The following is a 20,228-nucleotide window of genomic DNA, read 5'->3' on the forward strand; positions in this document are numbered from 1 at the left end:
CCCCCCCGCCCCCCCCCGCCGGGCGGCCCCCCCCCCCCCCCCCCCCACCCCCCCCACAACACCCCCCCCCCCCCCCCCCCCCCCCCCCCGCGGGGGGGGGGGGAGCCCGCCGCGCCGCCTGTGGCGGGGGGGGGGCGCGGGGGGGGGGGGGGGGGGGGGTGGTTACAGCCCACCCCCCCCCCCCCCCCCCGGGGGGGGGGGGGGGGGGGGGGGGGGGGGGGGCCGGAAAGCCGGAGCTTTGTCCGTCATCGTCTCGTCGAGCGGCACTGCCCCCCACCCCAGCCCTCCCCACCGCAAGCGGGGGGAGGGAGAAGGCAGGAGCTCGAAACGCTGCGCGACAGTCGAAGGGAACGACCCCGATAGACCCACCTTGCCACCACGGTTTCTTTCCGTCGCCATTTGCGCTATGAGCCGCTGCAATCGATGGCTGCGACCACGCCCATCGCCGACATCCTGCGCCGTCATTCCGATCTCGCGCCGTAACCTTTAGGCCCGTTTATCCATGTCCTTTCTGACCTCGAGTGCGCCGCTCGCGCGGGCGCTCGCCGAACGCAACTATTCCGATCCGACGCCGGTGCAGAGCGCCGTGCTGGAGCCGGCGGCCGCCGGGCGCGACCTGCTCGTCTCGTCGCAGACCGGCTCCGGCAAGACCGTCGCCTATGGCCTGGCCATCGGCTCGACCCTGCTGGGCGAGGCCGAGGCTTTCGGCCGAGGCGGCCAGCCGCTCGCTTTGATCATCGCGCCGACGCGCGAACTGGCGCTCCAGGTCCAGCGCGAGCTCGCCTGGCTCTACAAGCACGCCAATGCCCGCATCATCGCCTGCGTCGGCGGCATGGACCCGCGCCGCGAGGCCGCCCTGCTCGATGAGGGCGCCCACATCGTCGTCGGCACGCCCGGCCGCCTGCGCGACCATATCGAGCGCCATCGCCTCGACGTCTCTGCGCTGCGCGCCGTCGTGCTCGACGAGGCCGACGAGATGCTCGATCTCGGCTTCCGCGACGATCTCGAATTCATCCTGAAGACGACGCCGCCCGAGCGCCAGAGCCTGCTGTTCTCGGCGACGCTGCCGAAGGCGATCATCCAGCTCGCGACCAACTACCAGCGCAACGCGCTGCGCATCGAGGTCGCCGGCACGCCAGGCGGCCATGCCGACATCGAGTACCGCGCCATCCGCGTGTATCCGAAGGAAGCAGAACTCGCCGTCGTCAACCTGCTGCGGTTCCACGATTCGCCGACCGCGCTGGTGTTCTGCAACACCCGCAACTCCGTGCGCCATCTCGAGGCGATCCTGCTCGAGCGCGGTTTCGCCGCCGTGGCGCTGTCGGGCGAGCTTTCCCAGAGCGAGCGGAATTCGGCGCTGCAAGCGCTGCGCGACGGCCGGGCGCGCGTCTGCGTCGCCACCGACGTCGCCGCCCGCGGCATCGATCTGCCGGGCCTGACGCTGGTCATCCATGCCGAACTGCCCAACGATCCCGAAGTGATGCAGCATCGCTCCGGCCGCACCGGCCGCGCCGGCAACAAGGGCACGAGCGTGCTTCTTGTGCCGCCGTCGCGCCGCCGCAAGGCCGAGATGCTGCTGGCGGAAGCCAAGGTCGAGGCCGTCTGGGCCGGCCCGCCGACGCAGGACGAAATCCGCGCACTCGACAAGGAGCGGCTGCTGAACGACCCGATCCTGACCGGCGAGCCCGGCGAGGTCGATGCCGCGATGGTCGAGGCGCTGATTGCCGGCCGCTCGGTCAACGAGATCGCCGCCGCGCTGGTGCGGATCTACCGCGCCCGTCTGCCGGCCTCCGAGGAGGTTGGTGACCCCAATTTCGCGCGCGACAGCCGCCCGACGCGCAGCCGCGACGACTATGCTCCGCGCGAGGGCGCGCGCTTCGGCGAGAACCGCGAGGACAGCCCGCGCTCGGACGGCCCGCGCCACAAATCAGGTCCGCGCGGCGATACGGTGTGGTTCCGCCTCAATATCGGCCGCAAGGACGGCGCCGATCCGCGCCAGCTGCTGCCGATGATCTGCCGTCGCGGCAAGATCACCCGCGACGAGGTCGGCGCGATCCGCATCTTCGACAAGGAGACCAAGGTCGAGATCGACGCCGATGTCGCCGAGCGCTTCTACGAGCTGGCCAAGGCCGTCGACCGCGACAAGATCGTGATCGAGCCGGTGACCGGCGAGGACGAGCGTCGTCCGGCCAAGCCCTTCGCGGAGAAGGCGAGCCACGCGCCGGCAGCTTACGCCAAGCCCGAGCGCGACGGCGATGCGCGTCCGGCCCGGGCTTACGAAAAGAAGCCCTACGAAAAGAAGCCGTACGAGAAGAAGCCCTATGAGGGCGGGGACAAGAAGCCCTACGCCAAGAAGGCCTATGAGCCGAAGCCCTACGAAGCCAGGCCCGATGCGAAGCCTTACGAGGGCGCTGAGAAGAAGCCCTATGAGGGCAAGAAGAAGGCCTATGAGGGCAAATCCAAGCCCTTCGGCGCCGCGAAAGCCTATGATCCCGTGCGCAGCGACCGTGATGCGCTGTCAGACCCCAATGTCTCGTTCCGCTCGGGCCCGAAGCCGCGCTACGACAAGCCGGCTGGTGACAAGCCCTATGGCGAAAAGAAGCCCTATGCGCCGAAGCCCTTTGGAGCCGGCAAGTCTGGCGCCGGCAAGTCTTTCGCGGGCAAGCCGCCGTTCAAGGGCAAGAAGCCGCGCTGAGACAAGCGCGGCTTGGTCGTCGTGCGGGGTCCTGCCTCGTCTTGCTCAGCGCAGGCCGAGGAAGGACAGGATGGCCAGTACGACGACAATCAGGCCGATAATGTAAATGATGTTGTTCATGGAACAGCCCCCACACGATGGGCGGGCCTGAAGGCCCGCTGCAAACGATCAAGCCCGGTCACGCGCGAGACGCGTGCCGCCAGGGACATCCCTGACGGTCAGTGAACCGGGCTTGGCGGAGAATGTTCCCGCTTGAGGGATCGTCGGCCGTTCAGCCGTCGACGACCTTGCGGTAGAGATGCCAGGTCGCGTGGCCAAGAACCGGCATGACGACGATCAGCCCGACCAGCATCGGCAGGCAGCCCAGCACGAGCAGGCCGGTCACCATCAGGCCCCAGATCATCATGACGCGCGGGTTGTGCTCGACGGCGGCGATCGAGGTCCGTACCGCGGTCGCGACATCGACGCGCCGGTCGATGATCTGCGGGAAGGCGACCACCGAGATCGAGAAGGCCAGGATCGCGAAGAGAAGGCCGACGGAGTTGCCGACCACGACCATCAGCCAGCCGTCGAAGGTGGTGAAGAGCGTGCGCAGGAAGTCGGCGGTGGAGACATCTGCCGGCAGGGCGAGCATGCCGCGATAGATCAGCCAAGCCGAAAATAGCCAGGCGAGGAAGAGCCCGGTCAGCATCGCACCGAGCAGGGCGATCTGCCCGATTGCTGGCGAGCGCAGCAAGGCGAAGGCGTGTTCCCAGGACGAGTCGAGGCCGCGTTCGCGCCGGCGGCTTATCTCGTAGAGGCCGATCGCCGCGAAGGGGCCGAGCAGAGCGAAACCGCCGAGCAGCGGAAACAGCAGGGGAAAGATGTTGTAGCTCACCGTCAGATGCGCCAGCAGCACGCCGGCGATCGGATAGATCAGTGCGATGAAGGCGAGATGGCTCGGCTGCGCCTTGAAGTCCTCCCAGCCGCGCCGCAGCGCGTCGCGCAGATCGCGGGTCGTGATGGTGTGGATGCGCGGCAGTGCGGGCGCAGCGCCGTGTGTGTGGTCGTCGAGATGGCTGCCGATGTCGGCCATGGCGTTGTCTCCCGGTTCTGGCCCGGTTCGCCCTGGTCCTTGACGCGATCCTTGGGTCAACGGCCTGAGGCGTCGAGCTTCCAATGTTCAGCGAGGCCATCATACGCGCGAATGGCCGGTTTGTCGCACGCCGCGAAAAAACGAATGCGCGATCGGTTCGTGCGGTGAGTTCCTGACCTTCCACGACACCGGCCTGTCGCTTATGAAAAACCCATGAGCGAGTCCGAGCAAAACCCCGTCGCCGATCTGACAGCCCGCCAGGCCAAGGTCGAGCACAAGCGTCTCGCCGCGCAGGTCGAGGCGGCCAATATCGCCTATCACCAGAACGACGCGCCGACGATGGACGACGCGGCCTTCGATGCATTGAAGCGCAGGCTGGACGCGATCGAAGAGGTGTTTCCCGACCTCAAGACGGCGGGTTCGGTCAGCGGCAAGGTCGGGGCCAGGCCATCGGGCAAATTTGCCAAGATCCGGCATCGCGTGCCGATGCTGTCGCTCGACAATGCCTTTACGGATGAGGCTGTCGCGGAGTTCGCCCAGCGCGTCCATCGCTTCCTCGGCCGCAAGGAGGACGAGCCCATTGCCTTCACCGCCGAGCCGAAGATCGACGGGCTGTCGCTGTCGCTGCGCTATGAGAAGGGCGAGCTCGTTTCCGCCGCGACGCGCGGCGACGGCGAGGAGGGCGAGAACGTCACGCTCAATGTCCGCACCATCGCCGATTCCGAGATCCCGAAGACGCTTTCTGGCGAGGATGTGCCGGAGATCGCCGAGGTGCGCGGCGAGGTCTATCTCGGCCACGCCGATTTCGCGGGCATCAACGAGCGCCAGCGCGAGAAGGGCCTTCCCGAATTCGCCAATCCGCGCAATGCGGCGGCGGGCTCGCTGCGCCAGCTCGACGCATCCATCACCGCCTCGCGGCCGCTGCGCTTCTTCGCCTATGCCTGGGGCGAGATGCCGGTGCTGCCGGCGCAGACGCAGTCCGGGGTGGTCGAGGCCTTCCGCCGCTGGGGTTTCCGCACCAATCCGCTGATGCTGCGCTGCGAGACCGTCGAGGCGCTGCTGGAGCGCTACCGGCTCATCGAGAGCCGGCGCGCCTCGCTCGGCTACGACATCGACGGCGTGGTCTACAAGGTCGATGATCTCGCGCTGCAGGCGAGGCTCGGCTTCGTCTCGCGTGCCCCGCGCTGGGCGATCGCGCACAAATTTCCCGCCGAACTGGCGACGACGGTGCTGGAGGCGATCGAGATCCAGGTCGGGCGCACGGGTGCCTTGTCTCCCGTGGCGCGGTTGCAGCCGGTGACGGTGGGTGGCGTCGTCGTCACCAATGCGACGCTGCATAACGAGGATTACATCCGCGGCTTTGATTCCAAGGGCGAGCGCATCCGCGACGGCGAGCCGCCCGATATCCGCGTCGGCGACACGGTGACGGTGAAGCGCGCCGGCGACGTGATCCCGCGCGTCGCGGCGGTGGATCTGTCCAAGCGGCCGGCGGATGCCAGGCCTTATGAGTTCCCAATGCTGTGCCCGGCCTGCGGGAGCCATGCGACGCGGGAGATGAATCCGCGCTCGGGCAAGGAGGATGCGGTGCGCCGCTGCACGGGCGGGCTGATCTGCCCGGCGCAGGCGGTCGAGCGGCTCAAGCATTTCGTCTCACGCGATGCGCTGGATATCGACGGGCTTGGCGACAAGCAGATCGAGTTCTTCCACGGCGATCCCGACCTGCCCGTGAAGGAGCCAGCCGACATCTTCATGCTGGCAGCGCGCGATGCCGGCAACCTCAAGAAGCTCAAGGACAAGGAAGGCTTCGGCGCGCAGAGCGTGGCGAAGCTGTTCGCGGCGATCGAGGACAGGCGCAGGCCGCCGCTCAACCGTTTCGTCTTCGGGCTCGGTATCCGCCATATCGGCGAAACCAATGCGCGGCTGCTGGCGCGGCATTACGGCTCGTTCGATGCCATTCGCAGCGCCGGCATCGCGGCGGCCGACGAGGCCTCGCCTGAGCATCAGGAACTCGATTCGATCGACGGCGTCGGGCCGACGGTGGTCGAGGCGCTGACGCAGTTCTTCGGCGAGCCGCATAATCAGGAACTGCTCGACCGGCTGTTGGACCAGGTTGTGCCGCAGCCGCTGGAGGCGGTGGCCTCCGCAAGTCCCGTCGCCGGCAAGATCGTCGTCTTCACCGGCGCGCTCGAGCGCATGACGCGCGACGAGGCCAAGGCGATGGCCGAGCGGTTGGGTGCGAAGGTTGCCGGATCGGTCTCGTCGAAGACCGACCTGCTGGTGGCCGGACCTGGTGCGGGCTCGAAGCTGAAGGATGCCCAGAAACACGGCGTCGAGGTGATCGACGAGGCCGGCTGGTTCGATCTCGTGGGCGCGTGAGAATGGGCGCATGAAAAAGCCGCCGGTCGAAACCGGCGGCTGTTCAGCGCTGGAGCAGGCTCAGCGGTTGGTGTGATGGCGGTTGTAGTGGCGGCGATGGTGCTTGGTGCGCACCGCGGTCCGCTGCGGCACGCCGAGGACGCCCTTGACGCCACCGACAACGCCGCCGGTTACACCACCGACGACACCGCCGACCGCACCGCCGACCGGGCCGGCGGCCTCATTGCCGACGCGGGCGCCGGTTTGCGCGCCCCGCGGAACGCCCTGGGCGCTGGCTGCGACGGGCAGTGCGAGAAGAGCGGCGGCGAAGAGATAGGCGATGGGACGGATGGTCATGGTGGAGATCTTTCGTTGAGGTGAGCCGCTTCGCAGCCCCGTTCTCAAACGTCCGTGCCCTCCGGATTGTTCCGCCTTGGGCTGGTGATCGGAACCATCACTTTTCTTCAAGACAGCCCGGCCGCGATCGCGTTTAACCTCTCGCCATGGAACTGATCAGTCAGGAACAGGCGCTCGCCGAGACACCGCTGAAGGCGGGGGAACGTGCGTATCTCTTCGCCAGCCGCCGGTTCGACGGGCTGGAATTCCTGGCCGCGACCTTCCGCACCCATGCATATGCGCCGCATGCCCACGATACCTACGCGATCGGCACGATCGAGGTCGGCTGCGAGGTCTGGCATGCGCGTGGCCGGAAGCTCTATGCGGGCGCCGGCGATATCGTGATGAACCAGCCGCTCGACGTGCATGACGGCGCGCCCAGCGAAGGCGGCTATCGCTACCGGATGAGCTATCCCACCGTGGCGCTGCTGCAGGAGCTCGCCGCCTCGCTGACGGGACGTGACGCGCGCGGTACCCCCTTCTTCCGCGAGCCGGTCACGCGCGATCCCGAGGGGGCGGCGCTGTTTGGCGCAGCGCATCGCCTCGTCGAAACCGGCAGCGACGGCTTGGCCGGCGAGGAGGCGCTGCTGCGCGCCTATGCCTGGATGCTGGGTCGCCATGCCGATCTGACCGTCTGCGCGGTTGGTCGGGAGGGCGGGCCCGTCTCTGTGGTCAAGGCCCTGATCGAGGCCTGCCATGAACAGGATCTCGCGCTCAGCGACCTCGCCCGGGCGGCTGGCCTGCCGCGCCACCATCTGATCCGCGTCTTCCGCCGCGAAACCGGGCTGACGCCCCACGCCTTCCTGGTCGATGTGCGGGTGCGGCGCGCCCGCGACCGGCTGCGCCGGGGCGAGACACCAGGCGAGGTCGCGGCCGCGACCGGCTTCTGCGACCAGGCCCATCTGACGCGTGCCTTCAAGGCAAGGCTTGGCGTCACGCCGGGCGCCTTCCGCGCCGCCCATCTCTCCTGAAGGCCTGCTTTCCGATGTCCTCCTTGCGAGACGATGCCCGGCGGGGCTTGAGCGACATCTGGCCGGCCATGCTGGCGGCCGTCCCGATCGGCCTGCTGTTCGGCGCGCTCGCCGCCGGCAAGGGGCTTTCGCCACTGGAAACCATGCTGATGAGCACACTGGTCTTCGCGGGCGGCGCGCAGTTCGCCGCCATCGAGCTCTGGGCGACGCCGGCGCCGGTTAGTGCGCTGGTCTTTTCGACGCTTCTGATCAATGCGCGCCATGTGCTGATGAGCGCCTCGCTGGTTCCCAAGCTGCAAGGCTTCTCGCGGATGCAGACGCTGGTCGGCCTCTACTACATGGCCGACGAGAACTGGGCGCTGGCCGAGAAGCGGGCCCGCACCCATGCGCTGACGCCGGCCTATTGGTTCGGCATGGTGGTGCCCTTCGTAGCCTGCTGGATCGCGACATCGACGCTGGGCGCGGTGGTCGGAGCGGCGCTTGGCGATCCCCGCCGCTTCGGCGCCGATTTCGCCTTCACCGCCCTGTTCATCGCGCTCGTCGCGGCCTTCTGGAAGGGGCGCGTGACGTTCTGGACGGTAGCGGCTGCCGGAACGGCCTCGGCGCTGACCTATCGCCTCATCGGTCCGCCCTGGCATGTGCTGGCAGGTGCGCTCTGCGGCCTGGGCGCAGCCTGGATCGCGGCGGGCGGCGCCACGCCGGAGCCCTCCAAGCCGGAGCCCCTCCAGCGATGACGCTCGATGCCCAGACCCTGCTCGCCATCCTCGGCATGGCGATCGCGACCTATGCGACCCGCATCGCAGGCCTGGCGCTGGCCGGGCGGCTCGACCTGTCGCCGCGCGCTCAGGCTGCTTTCGACGCAATCCCGCCAGCCGTTCTGATTGCTGTGATCGCGCCGAGCGCACTCGCGACCGGCTGGGCCGAAACGGCAGCGGCTGCGCTCGCAGCGCTGGCCGCGACACGGCTGCCGCTGCTGGGGGTGGTCGCGGTCGGAGTCGTGGCGGTGGTGGGGTTCAGGGCGCTGATCTAGAGGCGCGTGGCGGAGGGGCGCTGCGTCAGATCATGCCGCCGAGCCAGCACCACAAGCCCGCTGCCGCGATGGCGAAGGCGGCGAAGAACATTCGGGCGTCCCGTGGCATGTCTTGCATAAGGCATCTCCTCGTTGGAGCCGATGCATAATCTTTGCCATGTGACGGGCGCGCGACAAACGATCGATCTTATGCACGGTATTCCCTGGTTGCATGCCTTGGCTTGAGCTTGGCCGTGCGAGAGGTCGCTGAAAGCCTCACAAGGGGAGGCACGCCTTCTCCAGCCAGTCCTTCGCCTCGCCTTCGACCAGCGATGCGAGATTGCCCCAGACCTGGGCGTGATAGGCGTTGATCCAGGCGATTTCGCCCTCGTCGAGAAGCTTCAGCTCGATCAGCGCCCGCTCATAGGGGCACCAGGTGATCGTCTCGAAGCCATAAATGGTGCGGTCGCCGCCGGGGATGATGCGCTCCTCGACCACGATCAGGTTCTCGATGCGGATGCCGTATTCGCCCTCCTTGTAATAGCCGGGCTCGTTAGAGAGGATCATGCCGGGCTCCAGCGGCGTGGTGCCGAGCTTTGAGATGCGCTGCGGCCCCTCATGCACCGAGAGATAGCTGCCGACGCCGTGGCCGGTGCCATGGTCGAAATCGAGCCCTGCCTGCCAAAGCGGCAAACGCGCCAGTGCATCGAGCTGCGCGCCCGAGGTGCCCTTGACGAAGACGGCACGCGAGATCGCGATATGGCCCTTGAGCACGCGGGTGTAGCGGTCGCGCATCTCGTCGCTGGGCTCGCCGATCGCCATGGTTCGGGTGATGTCGGTGGTGCCGTCCTCATACTGCCCGCCTGAATCGACCAGCAAGATGCCCGGTTCGACCCTGCGGTTGCTGGCCTGCGTGACGCGGTAATGCGGCAGCGCCGCGTTGGGGCCGGCGCCGGCGATGGTGGTGAAGGAGACGTCCTTCAGAAGTCCAGTCCTGGCCCGCTCGGCTTCGAGCGCGGCGACGGTGTCGATCTCGGTGAGCTGTCCGCCCGGAGCCTCGCGCGCCAGCCAGGTCAGGAAGCGCACCATGGCGGCGCCGTCGCGCAGATGGGCGGCGCGCGTGCCGGCGAGTTCCGTCTCGTTCTTGCGCGCCTTCATCAGCGCGATCGGGTCGGTGCCGGAATCGGGCGTGCCGCCGGCGTCGCGGATCAGCGTGGCCAGCGCGGATGCGGCGGTGGTGGCATCGAGGCGGACCCTGGCGCCGGCTGCACCCAAGGCGGCGAGCTGGGCCTCCAGCGCGGCGGGCGGCGCGATCTCGCCGACCGCGCCGATGGCGTCGCCGGCCTCGTTGGTCACCTTTTCGGGTGCGAGGAATACCGTCGGCCTGCCTTCGCGCGGAACGATGGCATAGCCCAGCGGCAGCGGGGTGTGCTCGATATCGCCGCCGCGGATGTTGAAGGTCCAGGCCAATGCGTGCGGGTCCGAGATGACGAGCGCATCGACCTTCGCCTTGCCGAGCGCGTCCTGGATGCGGGCGAGCTTGCTCTGCGTATCCTCGCCGGCGAGATCGGTGCGATGCGCCTTGACCGGCGCGGTCGGCGGCGCCGGCCGGTCGCTCCAGAGCGCATCGATCGGGTTTTGGCCGACCGCGACGAGCGTGCCGCCGGCGGCCGCCGCCGCCTTCTCGAGCTTCGCGACGGCATCGACCGTGTGCAGCCAGGGGTCGTAGCCAAGGCGTCCGCCGGGGGGCAGGTTCTGCTCGATCCAGCGGTCGAGCGGCGTCTCCTCCATCCGGGTCGGCGTCACCACGGCCGTATCGGTCTGTTCGGCGGACTGGATGGTGTAGCGGCCATCGACGATCAGCGCCGCCTTCTCTGCCAGCACGACGGCGTTGCCAGCCGAGCCGGTGAAGCCGGTCAGCCAGGCGAGGCGGGCCATGTGGCCCGGCACATATTCGCCCTGATGCTCGTCGGCACGCGGCACGATGAAGCCTGCCAGACCCTGCCGGGCCAGTGCTTGCCGCAATGCGGCGATCCGGGGCGCGACCTCCGCCGGGTCGCTGGGCTCGGAGAAAGACTGGAAGCGGCAGGCGGGGAGGCGTGAGGCAGGCGATTGCGGCATCGGACAGTCCGGCTCTAGGGCGATATCCGCCATCGTCGCGGCTGCCGCGTTCAAATGCCAGTCCGAAATGGGATTCCGACCTGCTTTCCAGGGCAGCCTGCCGCGCACCGAAATCAGGCGGTGTGCCTCATTGCTATGCGAATTTAGCGATCGTTAACGAAATGCGGCCGTATGCATGCTTTGAGTGCATATCACGCATCTGCGAAATCCTCTTCTCGCAAGTGCGAAATGATACCACTTTGGTCTCATAAGAGAACGAGGAAGCGACCGGGACTGTCCTTCGTTTCAATTGAGGAGATGGATCCCCATGACCTATGTGCTGAACGATGCCTCCGTCCTGTCCGCGACCGAGGTGACCAAGACCGCCAAGACCGCGTCCGCCACCAATGGTCCGGGTTTCTGGCAGCGCCTCTACGCTGCGATGATCGAGAGCCGCCGCCGCTCGGCGCTTCGCGAGCTGCGTGCCCACTCCTTCCTGCTCAATGAGTCGGAGACGGTTCTGGGTGGCCTGTCGGCCGCGACGATCTCCACCGACGTCGCGCTGCCGTTCAACCGCTGAGCCTTCGCCTGCCGGACCTGCGCGGCGAAACGCGCAGGGTTCTCTTCTGAAAATCCACCGCAGGCTTGAGCCGCGCGGAACACACAGGACAACCATCATGATCGCCATCATCAAGCATATCGTTGAAACTGTCGCCGATGCCGCCGCTTTCGCGTCCGCCGTCTGGCACGACGCCCGCTCGATGCAGGCCGACGCCGAAGCCAAGTACGGTCATCTCGGCTTCTGATCCGTCAGGCGCGCTCCCGCGCCATGCCGGTCGCCTGACGCGGCTCTCTGCGCTTCCGGTGCTCAGGGACTTGATGTCCGCTCCGCTCCGGTTCTCGAAAGCCACGCCATCCGACTCGGCCTGACGCAGGATCGCATCCTGCCGAGTGCCTATCGAATCTATCGAAGGTGGCGTGGCAATTATCGAAGGTGGCGTGGCCTTGGGGCTGCGCCGCCTTTTTTCATGACCAGTGTCGCCCAGCCCTCGCGCAGCGACTGGCGGGCGAGATACAGGCCCTGATGCCGGTAGGTCGAGACGACGCCGGCAACGTCCATTGCGAGCAGGCCCGAGAGGATGACGGTGCCGTCGTCCGAGAGCGCGCGTGCGATCGACGGCGCGAGACGCTTCAGCGGGCCGGCCAGGATGTTGGCGAAGACCAGGTCGAAATGCCCGGGCCGGTTCGCCTTGCCGTGGCGCAGGCCCGGCGCGACGTAGAGATCGAGCCCATGGGGCGCATGGTTGACGCGGGCGTTGTGCGCGGCGACCTCGACCGCAACGGCGTCGATATCGCCGGCGACGACCTTGCGCTTGATCTGCTTGGCCAGCGCCAAGGCGAGGATGCCCGTGCCGGTGCCGACATCGATGGCGTGGCGCGGGCGACGGCGCTTCAGCTCGGCGTCGAGCGCCAGCAGGCAGCCCGCCGTGGTGCCGTGATGGCCTGTCCCGAAGGCGAGCGCGGCTGGAATCTCGATGCCGACATCGTTGACGCGCACGGCCTTCCGGTCATGCTCGCCATGGACGAGGACCCGCCCGGCGCGCACCGGCTGCAGCCCGTCCAGGCTCGCCGCGACCCAGTCCTGCTGGTTGACCGTGGCGAAGGGCGTGGTGTCGACGACATCGCCGACGATCGGCCGGAGCATGTCGCGCACGGCCTCCTCGTCGGGATGGGTAGCGAAATAGATCTCGACCTTCCACGGCGCGTTCAGCGAGAGCGTGGTCACGCCGGTCTCGATCTCGAAGGCCGAGATCGCGGTTTCCGTGGGGTCGAAGACCTCGCCCAGAAGCTCGGTCAGCGCGCGCGCCTTTTCGCCCGAGGTGGAGAGTTCGAGGACGGTCGCGACCGTCGATGGCAGAAGACCTTCACGCATGGGCTGCGCTTAGCAGGCCCGCCGGCGGTTGTCATGACCCGCCGGCGGGGGAGGCTGTGATGGCGGGGCTCACCCTCCCATCACGGGTCCTCAGTATTCGCGCGAGGCCAGGGCTCCGAACAGGGTCTCGAGCTGTCCGTTCTCCGCCGCGAAGCGCAGCGGCTTGCAGCGCTCGACGATGACCTCTCCCGAGGCGGGGGCGGCTTCGAGGATCGCCATCACCTCGTCGATGAAGGCGGCGAGCGGCATGGCATCGGGATCGACCGCCTGCTGCGGGCCGAGAAGCTCGGTCTGCACGTAAGGCGGCGCGATCTCGATGACCTCGACCGGGCTGTCCTTGAGCTGATGGCGCAGGGCCATCGACCAGGAGTGGATCGCCGCCTTGGTGGCGGAGTAGGTCGGGGTCGCGGCCAGCGGGACGAAGGCCAGCCCCGACGAGACCGTGACGAGCGAGGCGCGCGGCTGCGCCAGCAGATGCGGCAGCAGCGCCGCGGTCAGACGGATCGGGCCGAGCAGATTGGTCGCGATCGTCTCCTCGGCGGTGGGCAGGTCGATCCGCTGCTCCGGCCGCATGATGCCGGCATTGTTGATGACGACATTGAGCGCCGGAAAGCGCTCGATGGCCTGCCTCGCGAAGGCCGCGATATCGGCGCCGTCCTGGATGTCGAGCAGCATCGACTCCATGCCGGGATTGGCCTGCGTGACCTCGTCGAGCACGCGCTCGCGGCGGCCGGCGATGATGATGGTGTTGCCCTTGGCCTGCAGCGCCTCGGCGAGGCCCCGGCCGATGCCCGAGCCGCCGCCGGTGATGAGAATGGTGTTGCCGGTGATGTTCATCGCTTGTGTCCTTTCGCGATCGCGCTTTCGTGGTTGCGCCGGACACAGCTAGGGTCGATGCTCTCCAAACGAAAGAAGGCACTTGAAAGTTCTATACGCACTAAAAGGAGAGTGTCCGATGCCGACGATCCGTGAAGCCGTGGCGGCCATGCAGACGCAAGGCGGGCTGATGCATATCGAGGTCAGTCCGGAGGTCGATGCCCTGGTGCGCGACGTCATCGGCCAGGTCGCCGACAAATGGACCATGCTGATCCTGGAGGCGCTGGAGGAGCACGGTACGCTGCGATTCACGCAGGTGGGCCGCATCGTCGGGGGCATCAGCCAGAAGATGCTGACCAAGACGCTGCGGCAGATGGAATGCGACGGCCTCATCACGAGGAAGGTCCATCCGGTGATCCCGCCGCATGTCGAGTACACGATGACGGAGATCGGGCGCGAACTGACGGCGGCGTTCTGCGGGGTCTGGGTCTGGGCGGAGACCTATCACGCGCAGGTCGAGGCGGCGCGGGCGGCGTTCAAGGCGAGGGAGGGGCGGTGAGGGATGTCGGTTGCGTGCGGCACCGCGCCGTCATCCCGGGCGCAGCGAAGCGGAGACCCGGAATCCATGCCCGAACGCTTGCCGAAGGGCTTCAGGCATGGATCCCTGATCGGCGCCGCTGCGCGGCTTGTCCGGGATGACGGGGAGGGGTGACCTACCGCGCTTTCATCCCTTCGCAGCGCAGTTGATCGCGGCCTGGCTCATAGCGGCGCCGGTTGCCGTAGCGCATGTTCTTGTGATCGGCGCAGCAGCCATTGGCCTTGTTCGGCTTGCAAAGAAGGCAGCCGGCGCGGGCGCTTTTGGGGCGTTTGCGCTTGTGGTGCATCAGACGATCACCTCTTTTGAATCGTGGTTCTTGGTGCTATAGACAGGCAGGGGCGAGGCCGTGTTCACGGCATGGGAGACGTATACAAATTCAAACCATTCGCACGCTACGCGCGCAAGGCGGGCATCAGCGACGCCATGCTTTGCCGCGCGGCGCAGGAGATCGAGGCTGGACGTGTCGATGCCGACCTTGGTGGAGGCGTCGTCAAACAGCGGGTGGCGCGGGACGGCGAAGGCCGGTCGGGAGGGTTTCGGACGATCGTGCTGTTTCGAGTGGGAACAAGTCTGTTCTTCATCCGTGGCTTCGCGAGGAACGAGCGAGACAACATCACGGCCGTTGAACTGACGCTGTTGAAGCAAGCCAGTGCGGTGACGCTGTCATTGCCGCCGGCCGCGATCCAGAAGGCTATTGCTGCCGGTGAGATCATCGAGATCGATTGCGGGGTTAGGTCATGAAACAAAAAGCGCTGAGGGCGCCGAGCAAGACGCTCGCCATCATCCATGAGACCATGAGCGGTCTTCACAAAGCCGGCGTGCTGGACCGCGAAACCATGCGGGAGTTCGACGCGAGCTGCCTCGCGCCGGTCGAAAAACTGGCACCCGACGACATCAAGTCCCTGCGTGAACGCGAGCGCATCTCGCAGCCGGTCTTCGCCCATTACCTGAACGTCAGCAAAGGCACGATCAGTAAGTGGGAGCGCGGCGAGAAGACGCCGGACGGGGCGTCGCTGAAGCTGCTAAATCTGGTGAAACGGAAGGGGCTGGAGGGGATCATGTGAGGGGAACGTCAGCGTTCCTTACCCCGCCTTCTGCACAAAGCTATCCAGCACCATCTTCCGCCCGGCCTTGTCGAAATCCACCGTCAGCTTGTTGCCGTCGACGGATGCGACGGAGCCGTTGCCGAATTTGATGTGGAAGACGCGGGCACCGGTGTCGTAGGCCGATGAGCCTGAGGATTTGGCGGTGAGCTCGCCTTCGATCAGCATCGGGCCGCGCTGGCGGGCGCCTCCAAAATTGCTGCCGCCGAAGCCGCTGCCGCTTTCGGAAAAGCCCTGGCCTCCGCCACCCCTGGCCTTGTTCTCCTGGGCGCGCTGCCAGCCCGGCGTGTTGTAGGAGGAGCCGAAGCTTTCCATGCGGTCGAAGCGCGAGGCGCCGTAACCGCCCTGGCTGTAGTTCGACGCCGCCTGGACGACCTCGACATGCTCCTCGGGGAGTTCGTCGATGAAGCGGGAGGGCAGGTTGGACTGCCAGAGGCCGTGGATGCGGCGGTTCGAGGCGAAGTAGAGCTTCAGCCGCTTGCGGGCGCGGGTCAGACCGACATGGGCGAGGCGGCGTTCCTCTTCGAGGCCGGCGCGGCCGCTCTCGTCGAGGGCGCGCTGGTTGGGGAAGAGGCCTTCCTCCCAGCCGGGCAGGAACACCGTGTCGAACTCCAGCCCCTTGGCACCGTGCAGCGTCATGATCGAGACGCGCTCGGTCACGTCGCCATTGTCGGCGTCCATCACCAGCGAGACATGTTCGAGGAAGGCTGGCAGGTCGGGGAACTCGTCGAGCGAGCGCACCAGTTCCTTAAGGTTTTCAAGCCGGCCGGCCGCGTCGGCCGAACGGTCCTTCTGCCACATCTCGGTGTAGCCGCTCTCCTCCAGCACGAGTTCGGCGAGCTCGCCCTGGGGCATGTGCTCGGCTCTGCCCGACCAGCGGCCGAAGGCCTCGACCAGCTCGCGGAGCGCGGTGCGCGCCTTGGGCTTGAGCTCGTCGCTCTCGACGATGGCGCGGGCCGATTGCAGCAGCGAGAGCTGGCTGGCGCGGGCGTGGTTGTGCAGGATCTGGATAGTGGCGTCGCCGAGGCCGCGCTTGGGCACGTTGACGATGCGCTCGAAGGCGAGATCGTCGGTGGCTGAGACGACGCAGCGCAGATAGGCCATGGCGTCACGGATTTCGGCGCGCTCGTAGAAGCGCGGGCCGCCGATCACGCGATAGGGCACGCCGGTCTGGACGAAGCGCTCTTCTAGCTCGCGCATCTGAGCGGAGATGCGCACCAGCACGGCGATCTGCGAGAGATTGTCGCCCTTCGACTGCATCGCCTCGATCTCGTCGGTGATCAGGCGCGCCTCTTCCTGGCTGTCCCAGGCGCCGGTGATGGTGACCTTCTCGCCGGCCTCGTCCTCGGTGCGCAGGGTCTTGCCAAGACGGGTCTCGTTCTTGGCGATCAGCTTGGAGGCGGTGGCGAGGATATGCCCGGTCGAACGATAGTTGCGCTCCAGCCGGACCACGGTGGCACCTGGAAAATCGTGCTCGAAGCGCAGGATATTGTCGACCTCGGCGCCGCGCCAGCCATAGATCGACTGGTCGTCGTCGCCGACGCAGGCGATGTTGCGCCTCCCCTGGGCGAGCAGGCGCAGCCAGAGATACTGCGCGGTGTTGGTGTCCTGGTACTCGTCGACGAGGATGTAGCGGAAGCGCTCGTGATAGGTTGCGAGCACGTCGGCATGCTCGCGAAACAGCGTCAGGCAGTGCAGCAGGAGATCGCCGAAATCGACGGCGTTCAGGCTCTTCAGCCGGTCCTGATAGGCGGCATAGAGCTTGCCGCCCTTGCCGTTGGCGAAGACGGCGGCCTCGCCCGGCGCGACGTCCTTGGGCGCCAGCCCGCGATTCTTCCAGGAGTCGATGAACCCCGCGAGCATCCGGCCGGGCCAGCGCTTTTCGTCGATGCCCTCGGCCGCGATCACCTGCTTCATCAGGCGGATCTGGTCGTCGGTGTCGAGGATGGTGAAGTCGGAGCGCAAATCGAGCAGCTCGGCGTGGCGGCGCAGGATCTTGGCCGAGATCGAGTGGAAGGTGCCGAGCCAGGGCATGCCCTCGGCCACGCCGCCGACGAGATGGGCGACACGCTCCTTCATCTCGCGCGCCGCCTTGTTGGTGAAGGTGACGGAGAGGATCTGCGAGGGATAGGCGCGGTTGGTCGCGATCAGATGGGCGATGCGGGTGGTGAGCACGCGGGTCTTGCCGGTGCCGGCGCCGGCCAGCACGAGCACCGGCCCGTCGGTGGCTTCGACCGCCTGGCGCTGCTCCGGGTTCAGCCCGGAAAGGTAGCTTGCGGCCTGCACGGCGGCTGCGCGCGCGGCGAGGCCGCCGGGGCGGGGCAGGGGGGCGGAGGTGGTGCTCGGGTCGGACAAGATCGGGGATGCTCGTGCGTGATTCGTTCACGGTCAATATAGGGCGGGACGGGCGCGATTGCGCCCCTTTGCCTGTGAACGGCGGTGGGCGAAGCCGGCGTCATGCTCGGGCGATGACCCGAGCATCCTTGACGGTGACGTTCCCTCACGGAGCATTGCCAGAGATTCTCGGGTCTGCGCTTCGCTCCGCCCGAGAATGACGCGTAGGGCAGCCTCAGGCCTACGCCGGCGCGAAATCCATCGCGACGCCGTTGATGCAGTAGCGCAGGCCGGTCGGGGGCGGGCCGTCGGGAAAGACATGGCCGAGATGGCCGCCGCAATTGGCGCAATGCACCTCCGTGCGGACCATGCCGAACTTGCGGTCCTCGGTCGTGCCGACGGCATCGGCCAGCGGCTGGTCGAAACTGGGCCAGCCGGTGCCGCTCTCGAACTTCTTGCCGGAAATGAACAGGGGCTGGCCGCAGCCGATGCAGGAGAAGGTGCCGGCGCGCTTTTCGTAGTTCAAGGCGCAGGAGCCAGGCCGCTCGGTGCCATGGCCGCGCAGCACGCGGTACTGCTCCGGCGTGAGCTTCGCCCGCCATTCGGCGTCGGTCAGCTCATAGGGGAAGTGCTCCTCGGGTGCCTTTGCGCCGCCGAACATGCTCATCAGTCCCATCGTGCTCTCCTTTCCGCAGCGCATCTGCGCCGGTCTGTCTGGATATGGCGATCCCGTCATGGAATGTCAGCGGGCGCCGGCCTGGAGCCCTGTCACGATTCCGGGGGCACCCGTCACAGGCACGGGCGGCACCGCCCGGTCCCTGCCGGTGCAGCTGGGCCGTCACCCAACCGTCACGCGACTCCACTAGTCGGCTCGCCATCGAATGATGGCGGGCGAGGGCCAGGTGACGCAGGTGACGCAGACGGCACGGACGGTCCGGCGCACGACCAGCATGGGGCTGACGACCGCGGTCCATCGCAACAAGCCGCTCTCGAAGGCAGGCCTGCTGGAGCGGATGTTCACGCTGGCCTTTTCGGGGCTCGTCTATCCGCAAATCTGGGAAGACCCGGTCGTCGACATGGAGGCGCTGCGCCTCCAGCCCGAGGACCATGTCGTCGCGATCGCGTCGGGCTCCTGCAACGTCCTGTCCTATCTGACCGCCGATCCCGCGAGGATCAGCGCGATCGACCTCAACGGCGCCCATATCGCGCTCGGCAAGCTGAAGCTCTCTGCGCTGGCCCGGATGGACCGGCACGACGATTTCCTGCGCTTCTTTGGGGAAGCGCGGTCGCAGGCCAATGTCGCACTGTATGATCGCGAGATCGCGCCTCATCTTGACGCCACCTCCCGCGGTTACTGGGAAGGCCGCGGACTCGACGGGCGGCGGCGCATCGGCATGTTCGCGCGCAATGTCTATCGCTACGGGCTGCTCGGGCGCTTCATCGGCGCCGGCCACCTGCTCGGCCGCGCGCTCGGCTGCGATCCGCGCCGGATGCTGGAGGCGCGCGACATCGCGGAGCAGCGGGTGCTGTTCGAGCGGCATCTCGCGCCCGTCTTCGACAAGGCGTTCGTGCGCTGGCTGATCCGCCAGCCGGCCTCGCTCTACGGCCTTGGCATCCCGCCGGCGCAGTACAAGGCGCTGGCCGCCGACGGCTCCGACGGCATTCGCGGCGCGCTGCGCGACCGGCTGGAGCGTCTCGCCTGCGGCTTCGACCTGAAGACGAATTATTTCGCCCGTCAGGCCTTCGGGCGCGGCTATGAGGCCGGGCCGGATGCTGCGCTGCCGCCCTATCTGCAGCGGGTCAATTTCGAGGCGGTGAAGGCGCGGGCGAGCCGCGTCTCCTATCACCAGAACGCCGTCACGGCCTTTCTGGAAAGCCAGCCTGCCGAAAGCTGCGACGCCTATGTCCTGCTCGATGCGCAGGATTGGATGAACGATGCCGATCTGACGGCGCTGTGGAGGCAGATCACCCGCACGGCCCGGCCTGGCGCCCGCGTCATCTTCCGCACGGCGGCCGACGAGCGCCTGCTGCCGGGCCGCGTGCCGGCCGAGATCCTCGAGCAATGGCGCTATGACGAGGTCCAAAGCCGGGCCCTCTGCGCGCGCGACCGCTCCTCGATCTATGGCGGCTTCCATCTCTATGTGCTGCCGGGGGCGGCGGCGTGAGCGCCGCCTCGCATCAGCACGGCGCGGCCGGGCTGATGGACGCGATGTATCGCCATCAGCGCCACATCTACGACGCGAGCCGGAAGTTCTACCTGCTCGGCCGCGACCAGCTGATCGCCCGCCTCGATCCGCCGCCGTGCGGGACCATCCTTGAGATCGGCTGCGGCACCGGCCGCAACCTGATCAAGATCGCGCGAGCCTATCCCGGCCGGCCTTGCTTCGGCCTCGACGTCTCCGCGGAAATGCTGGCGACCGCGCGGCAATCCGTCGAGCGGGCGGGGCTGTCGGACCGTATCGCCCTGAAGCAGGCCGATGCGACCGCCTTCGAGCCGGTGGCGCTGTTCGGCAGCGCCGGCTTCGACCGGATCGTGATCTCCTACGCCCTGTCGATGATCCCGCCCTGGCAGGCGGTCGTCGAGGAGGCGCTGCGCCGTCTCTCGCCCGGCGGTGAGCTGCATATCGTCGATTTCGGCGACCAGAGCGGCTTGCCCGCGCCGTTTCAGGCCGTGCTGAACCGCTGGCTTGCGCTGTTCCACGTCACGCCGCGCCGCGACCTCGCAGCGGTGCTGGACGATATCGCGGGGGCTGCCGGCACCAGCGCTCGCACACAGGCGCTTTATCGTGGCTATGCCGCGCTGGCGATGCTGCGCAGCGCGGCCTGAGCGCTGGGCTCAGCGG

20 protein-coding genes are annotated in these 20,228 nt (G+C 67.6%); 12 read left to right on the forward strand and 8 right to left on the reverse strand.

Translation table 11 applies throughout. The annotated features are described in order from the left end of the window. Positions 1-502: 502 nt before the first annotated feature. The gene (locus tag AE618_RS00460; protein WP_082364886.1) at positions 503-2,695 is read left to right on the forward strand and encodes a DEAD/DEAH box helicase; all 2,193 of its coding nucleotides are present in this window, start codon (positions 503-505) and stop codon (positions 2,693-2,695) included. Between the two features lie 271 nt (positions 2,696-2,966). Here the strand turns inward: AE618_RS00460 and AE618_RS00465 are convergent, their stop codons facing one another. Then, positions 2,967-3,770, reverse strand: coding sequence for a DUF2189 domain-containing protein (locus AE618_RS00465; RefSeq protein WP_054207098.1), 804 nt, complete (start codon positions 3,768-3,770; stop codon positions 2,967-2,969). Between the two features lie 213 nt (positions 3,771-3,983). On the opposite strand from AE618_RS00465, the gene ligA reads away from it, so the two are divergent. After that, the gene (gene ligA, locus AE618_RS00470; protein ID WP_054207099.1) at positions 3,984-6,146 is read left to right on the forward strand and encodes an NAD-dependent DNA ligase LigA; all 2,163 of its coding nucleotides are present in this window, start codon (positions 3,984-3,986) and stop codon (positions 6,144-6,146) included. Positions 6,147-6,206: 60 nt separating this feature from the next. Here the strand turns inward: ligA and AE618_RS00475 are convergent, their stop codons facing one another. Then, complete coding sequence (locus tag AE618_RS00475; protein WP_054207100.1) at positions 6,207-6,482, reverse strand: hypothetical protein; 276 nt, start codon at positions 6,480-6,482, stop codon at positions 6,207-6,209. Positions 6,483-6,628: 146 nt separating this feature from the next. On the opposite strand from AE618_RS00475, the gene AE618_RS00480 reads away from it, so the two are divergent. The 3 genes from AE618_RS00480 to AE618_RS00490 are packed head-to-tail and all read left to right on the forward strand — an operon-like array spanning position 6,629 to position 8,522. Beyond that, positions 6,629-7,492 (forward strand): AraC family transcriptional regulator, encoded by an 864-nt coding sequence (locus AE618_RS00480; protein WP_054207101.1) that lies wholly within the window; start codon positions 6,629-6,631, stop codon positions 7,490-7,492. Positions 7,493-7,539: 47 nt separating this feature from the next. After that, entirely contained in the window at positions 7,540-8,226 is a 687-nt protein-coding gene (locus tag AE618_RS00485) for an AzlC family ABC transporter permease (protein ID WP_248310698.1), read from the forward strand. Then, on the forward strand, positions 8,223-8,522 hold the full coding sequence (locus AE618_RS00490) for an AzlD family protein (protein WP_054207103.1): 300 nt from the start codon (positions 8,223-8,225) through the stop codon (positions 8,520-8,522). Before AE618_RS00485 ends, AE618_RS00490 begins: the two co-directional genes overlap by 4 nt. Before the next feature lie 255 nt (positions 8,523-8,777). On the opposite strand, the gene AE618_RS00495 is transcribed toward AE618_RS00490, so the two are convergent. Continuing rightward, the gene (locus AE618_RS00495) at positions 8,778-10,622 is read right to left on the reverse strand and encodes an aminopeptidase P family protein (RefSeq protein ID WP_054207104.1); all 1,845 of its coding nucleotides are present in this window, start codon (positions 10,620-10,622) and stop codon (positions 8,778-8,780) included. Between the two features lie 307 nt (positions 10,623-10,929). Here AE618_RS00495 and AE618_RS00500 point away from each other — a divergent pair, with 307 nt between their 5' ends. Next, positions 10,930-11,181, forward strand: coding sequence for a hypothetical protein (locus AE618_RS00500; protein WP_054207105.1), 252 nt, complete (start codon positions 10,930-10,932; stop codon positions 11,179-11,181). A gap of 97 nt (positions 11,182-11,278) precedes the next feature. After that, positions 11,279-11,407, forward strand: coding sequence for a hypothetical protein (locus AE618_RS29000; RefSeq protein WP_282568478.1), 129 nt, complete (start codon positions 11,279-11,281; stop codon positions 11,405-11,407). 179 nt (positions 11,408-11,586) lie between these two features. Here AE618_RS29000 and AE618_RS00505 read toward each other — a convergent pair whose 3' ends face one another. Next, on the reverse strand, positions 11,587-12,534 hold the full coding sequence (locus AE618_RS00505; protein ID WP_054207106.1) for a 50S ribosomal protein L11 methyltransferase: 948 nt from the start codon (positions 12,532-12,534) through the stop codon (positions 11,587-11,589). Positions 12,535-12,624: 90 nt separating this feature from the next. After that, complete coding sequence (locus tag AE618_RS00510) at positions 12,625-13,371, reverse strand: SDR family oxidoreductase (protein ID WP_054207107.1); 747 nt, start codon at positions 13,369-13,371, stop codon at positions 12,625-12,627. A 148-nt stretch (positions 13,372-13,519) separates the two neighbouring features. Between AE618_RS00510 and AE618_RS00515 the strand changes: the two genes are divergently transcribed. Beyond that, complete coding sequence (locus AE618_RS00515; protein ID WP_054207272.1) at positions 13,520-13,909, forward strand: winged helix-turn-helix transcriptional regulator; 390 nt, start codon at positions 13,520-13,522, stop codon at positions 13,907-13,909. A gap of 154 nt (positions 13,910-14,063) precedes the next feature. Here the strand turns inward: AE618_RS00515 and AE618_RS28350 are convergent, their stop codons facing one another. After that, the gene (locus AE618_RS28350; RefSeq protein ID WP_197280633.1) at positions 14,064-14,234 is read right to left on the reverse strand and encodes a hypothetical protein; all 171 of its coding nucleotides are present in this window, start codon (positions 14,232-14,234) and stop codon (positions 14,064-14,066) included. 71 nt (positions 14,235-14,305) lie between these two features. Here AE618_RS28350 and AE618_RS00520 point away from each other — a divergent pair, with 71 nt between their 5' ends. Beyond that, positions 14,306-14,689: a type II toxin-antitoxin system RelE/ParE family toxin gene (locus AE618_RS00520; protein ID WP_054207108.1), complete on the forward strand. Its 384-nt coding sequence runs from the start codon at positions 14,306-14,308 to the stop codon at positions 14,687-14,689. After that, the gene (locus AE618_RS00525) at positions 14,686-15,012 is read left to right on the forward strand and encodes a helix-turn-helix domain-containing protein (RefSeq protein WP_054207109.1); all 327 of its coding nucleotides are present in this window, start codon (positions 14,686-14,688) and stop codon (positions 15,010-15,012) included. Before AE618_RS00520 ends, AE618_RS00525 begins: the two co-directional genes overlap by 4 nt. 18 nt (positions 15,013-15,030) lie before the next feature. On the opposite strand, the gene AE618_RS00530 is transcribed toward AE618_RS00525, so the two are convergent. Together AE618_RS00530 and msrB are read right to left on the reverse strand one after the other, a co-directional pair. Further along, positions 15,031-17,409 carry an ATP-dependent helicase gene (locus tag AE618_RS00530; RefSeq protein WP_054207110.1) on the reverse strand — a complete coding sequence of 793 codons (2,379 nt, stop codon included), beginning with the start codon at positions 17,407-17,409 and terminating at the stop codon, positions 15,031-15,033. Positions 17,410-17,626: 217 nt separating this feature from the next. Further along, a complete protein-coding gene (gene msrB / locus AE618_RS00535) occupies positions 17,627-18,052 on the reverse strand; it encodes a peptide-methionine (R)-S-oxide reductase MsrB (protein ID WP_248310708.1) in 426 nt (141 codons plus the stop codon). Between the two features lie 214 nt (positions 18,053-18,266). On the opposite strand from msrB, the gene AE618_RS00540 reads away from it, so the two are divergent. Together AE618_RS00540 and AE618_RS00545 are read left to right on the forward strand one after the other, a co-directional pair. Continuing rightward, entirely contained in the window at positions 18,267-19,550 is a 1,284-nt protein-coding gene (locus AE618_RS00540; protein WP_248310700.1) for a DUF3419 family protein, read from the forward strand. Between the two features lie 44 nt (positions 19,551-19,594). Then, complete coding sequence (locus tag AE618_RS00545) at positions 19,595-20,212, forward strand: class I SAM-dependent methyltransferase (protein ID WP_054207275.1); 618 nt, start codon at positions 19,595-19,597, stop codon at positions 20,210-20,212. Positions 20,213-20,228: the final 16 nt, after the last annotated feature.

It is taken from the genome of Allobosea vaviloviae (genome assembly GCF_001298265.1).
GTDB lineage: Bacteria > Pseudomonadota > Alphaproteobacteria > Rhizobiales > Beijerinckiaceae > Allobosea > Allobosea vaviloviae_B.

Excerpts from the sequence above, each read along its gene's own strand:
- AE618_RS00460 (WP_082364886.1), top strand. The coding sequence starts at position 503 with ATGTCCTTTCTGACCTCGAGTGCGCCGCTCGCGCGGGCGCTCGCCGAA.
- AE618_RS00465 (WP_054207098.1), bottom strand. The coding sequence starts at position 3,770 with ATGGCCGACATCGGCAGCCATCTCGACGACCACACACACGGCGCTGCG.
- ligA (WP_054207099.1), top strand. The coding sequence starts at position 3,984 with ATGAGCGAGTCCGAGCAAAACCCCGTCGCCGATCTGACAGCCCGCCAG.
- AE618_RS00475 (WP_054207100.1), bottom strand. The coding sequence starts at position 6,482 with ATGACCATCCGTCCCATCGCCTATCTCTTCGCCGCCGCTCTTCTCGCA.
- AE618_RS00480 (WP_054207101.1), top strand. The coding sequence starts at position 6,629 with ATGGAACTGATCAGTCAGGAACAGGCGCTCGCCGAGACACCGCTGAAG.
- AE618_RS00490 (WP_054207103.1), top strand. The coding sequence starts at position 8,223 with ATGACGCTCGATGCCCAGACCCTGCTCGCCATCCTCGGCATGGCGATC.
- AE618_RS00495 (WP_054207104.1), bottom strand. The coding sequence starts at position 10,622 with ATGCCGCAATCGCCTGCCTCACGCCTCCCCGCCTGCCGCTTCCAGTCT.
- AE618_RS00500 (WP_054207105.1), top strand. The coding sequence starts at position 10,930 with ATGACCTATGTGCTGAACGATGCCTCCGTCCTGTCCGCGACCGAGGTG.
- AE618_RS29000 (WP_282568478.1), top strand. The coding sequence starts at position 11,279 with ATGATCGCCATCATCAAGCATATCGTTGAAACTGTCGCCGATGCCGCC.
- AE618_RS00505 (WP_054207106.1), bottom strand. The coding sequence starts at position 12,534 with ATGCGTGAAGGTCTTCTGCCATCGACGGTCGCGACCGTCCTCGAACTC.
- AE618_RS00510 (WP_054207107.1), bottom strand. The coding sequence starts at position 13,371 with ATGAACATCACCGGCAACACCATTCTCATCACCGGCGGCGGCTCGGGC.
- AE618_RS00515 (WP_054207272.1), top strand. The coding sequence starts at position 13,520 with ATGCAGACGCAAGGCGGGCTGATGCATATCGAGGTCAGTCCGGAGGTC.
- AE618_RS28350 (WP_197280633.1), bottom strand. The coding sequence starts at position 14,234 with ATGCACCACAAGCGCAAACGCCCCAAAAGCGCCCGCGCCGGCTGCCTT.
- AE618_RS00520 (WP_054207108.1), top strand. The coding sequence starts at position 14,306 with ATGGGAGACGTATACAAATTCAAACCATTCGCACGCTACGCGCGCAAG.
- AE618_RS00525 (WP_054207109.1), top strand. The coding sequence starts at position 14,686 with ATGAAACAAAAAGCGCTGAGGGCGCCGAGCAAGACGCTCGCCATCATC.
- msrB (WP_248310708.1), bottom strand. The coding sequence starts at position 18,052 with ATGAGCATGTTCGGCGGCGCAAAGGCACCCGAGGAGCACTTCCCCTAT.
- AE618_RS00540 (WP_248310700.1), top strand. The coding sequence starts at position 18,267 with ATGATGGCGGGCGAGGGCCAGGTGACGCAGGTGACGCAGACGGCACGG.
- AE618_RS00545 (WP_054207275.1), top strand. The coding sequence starts at position 19,595 with ATGTATCGCCATCAGCGCCACATCTACGACGCGAGCCGGAAGTTCTAC.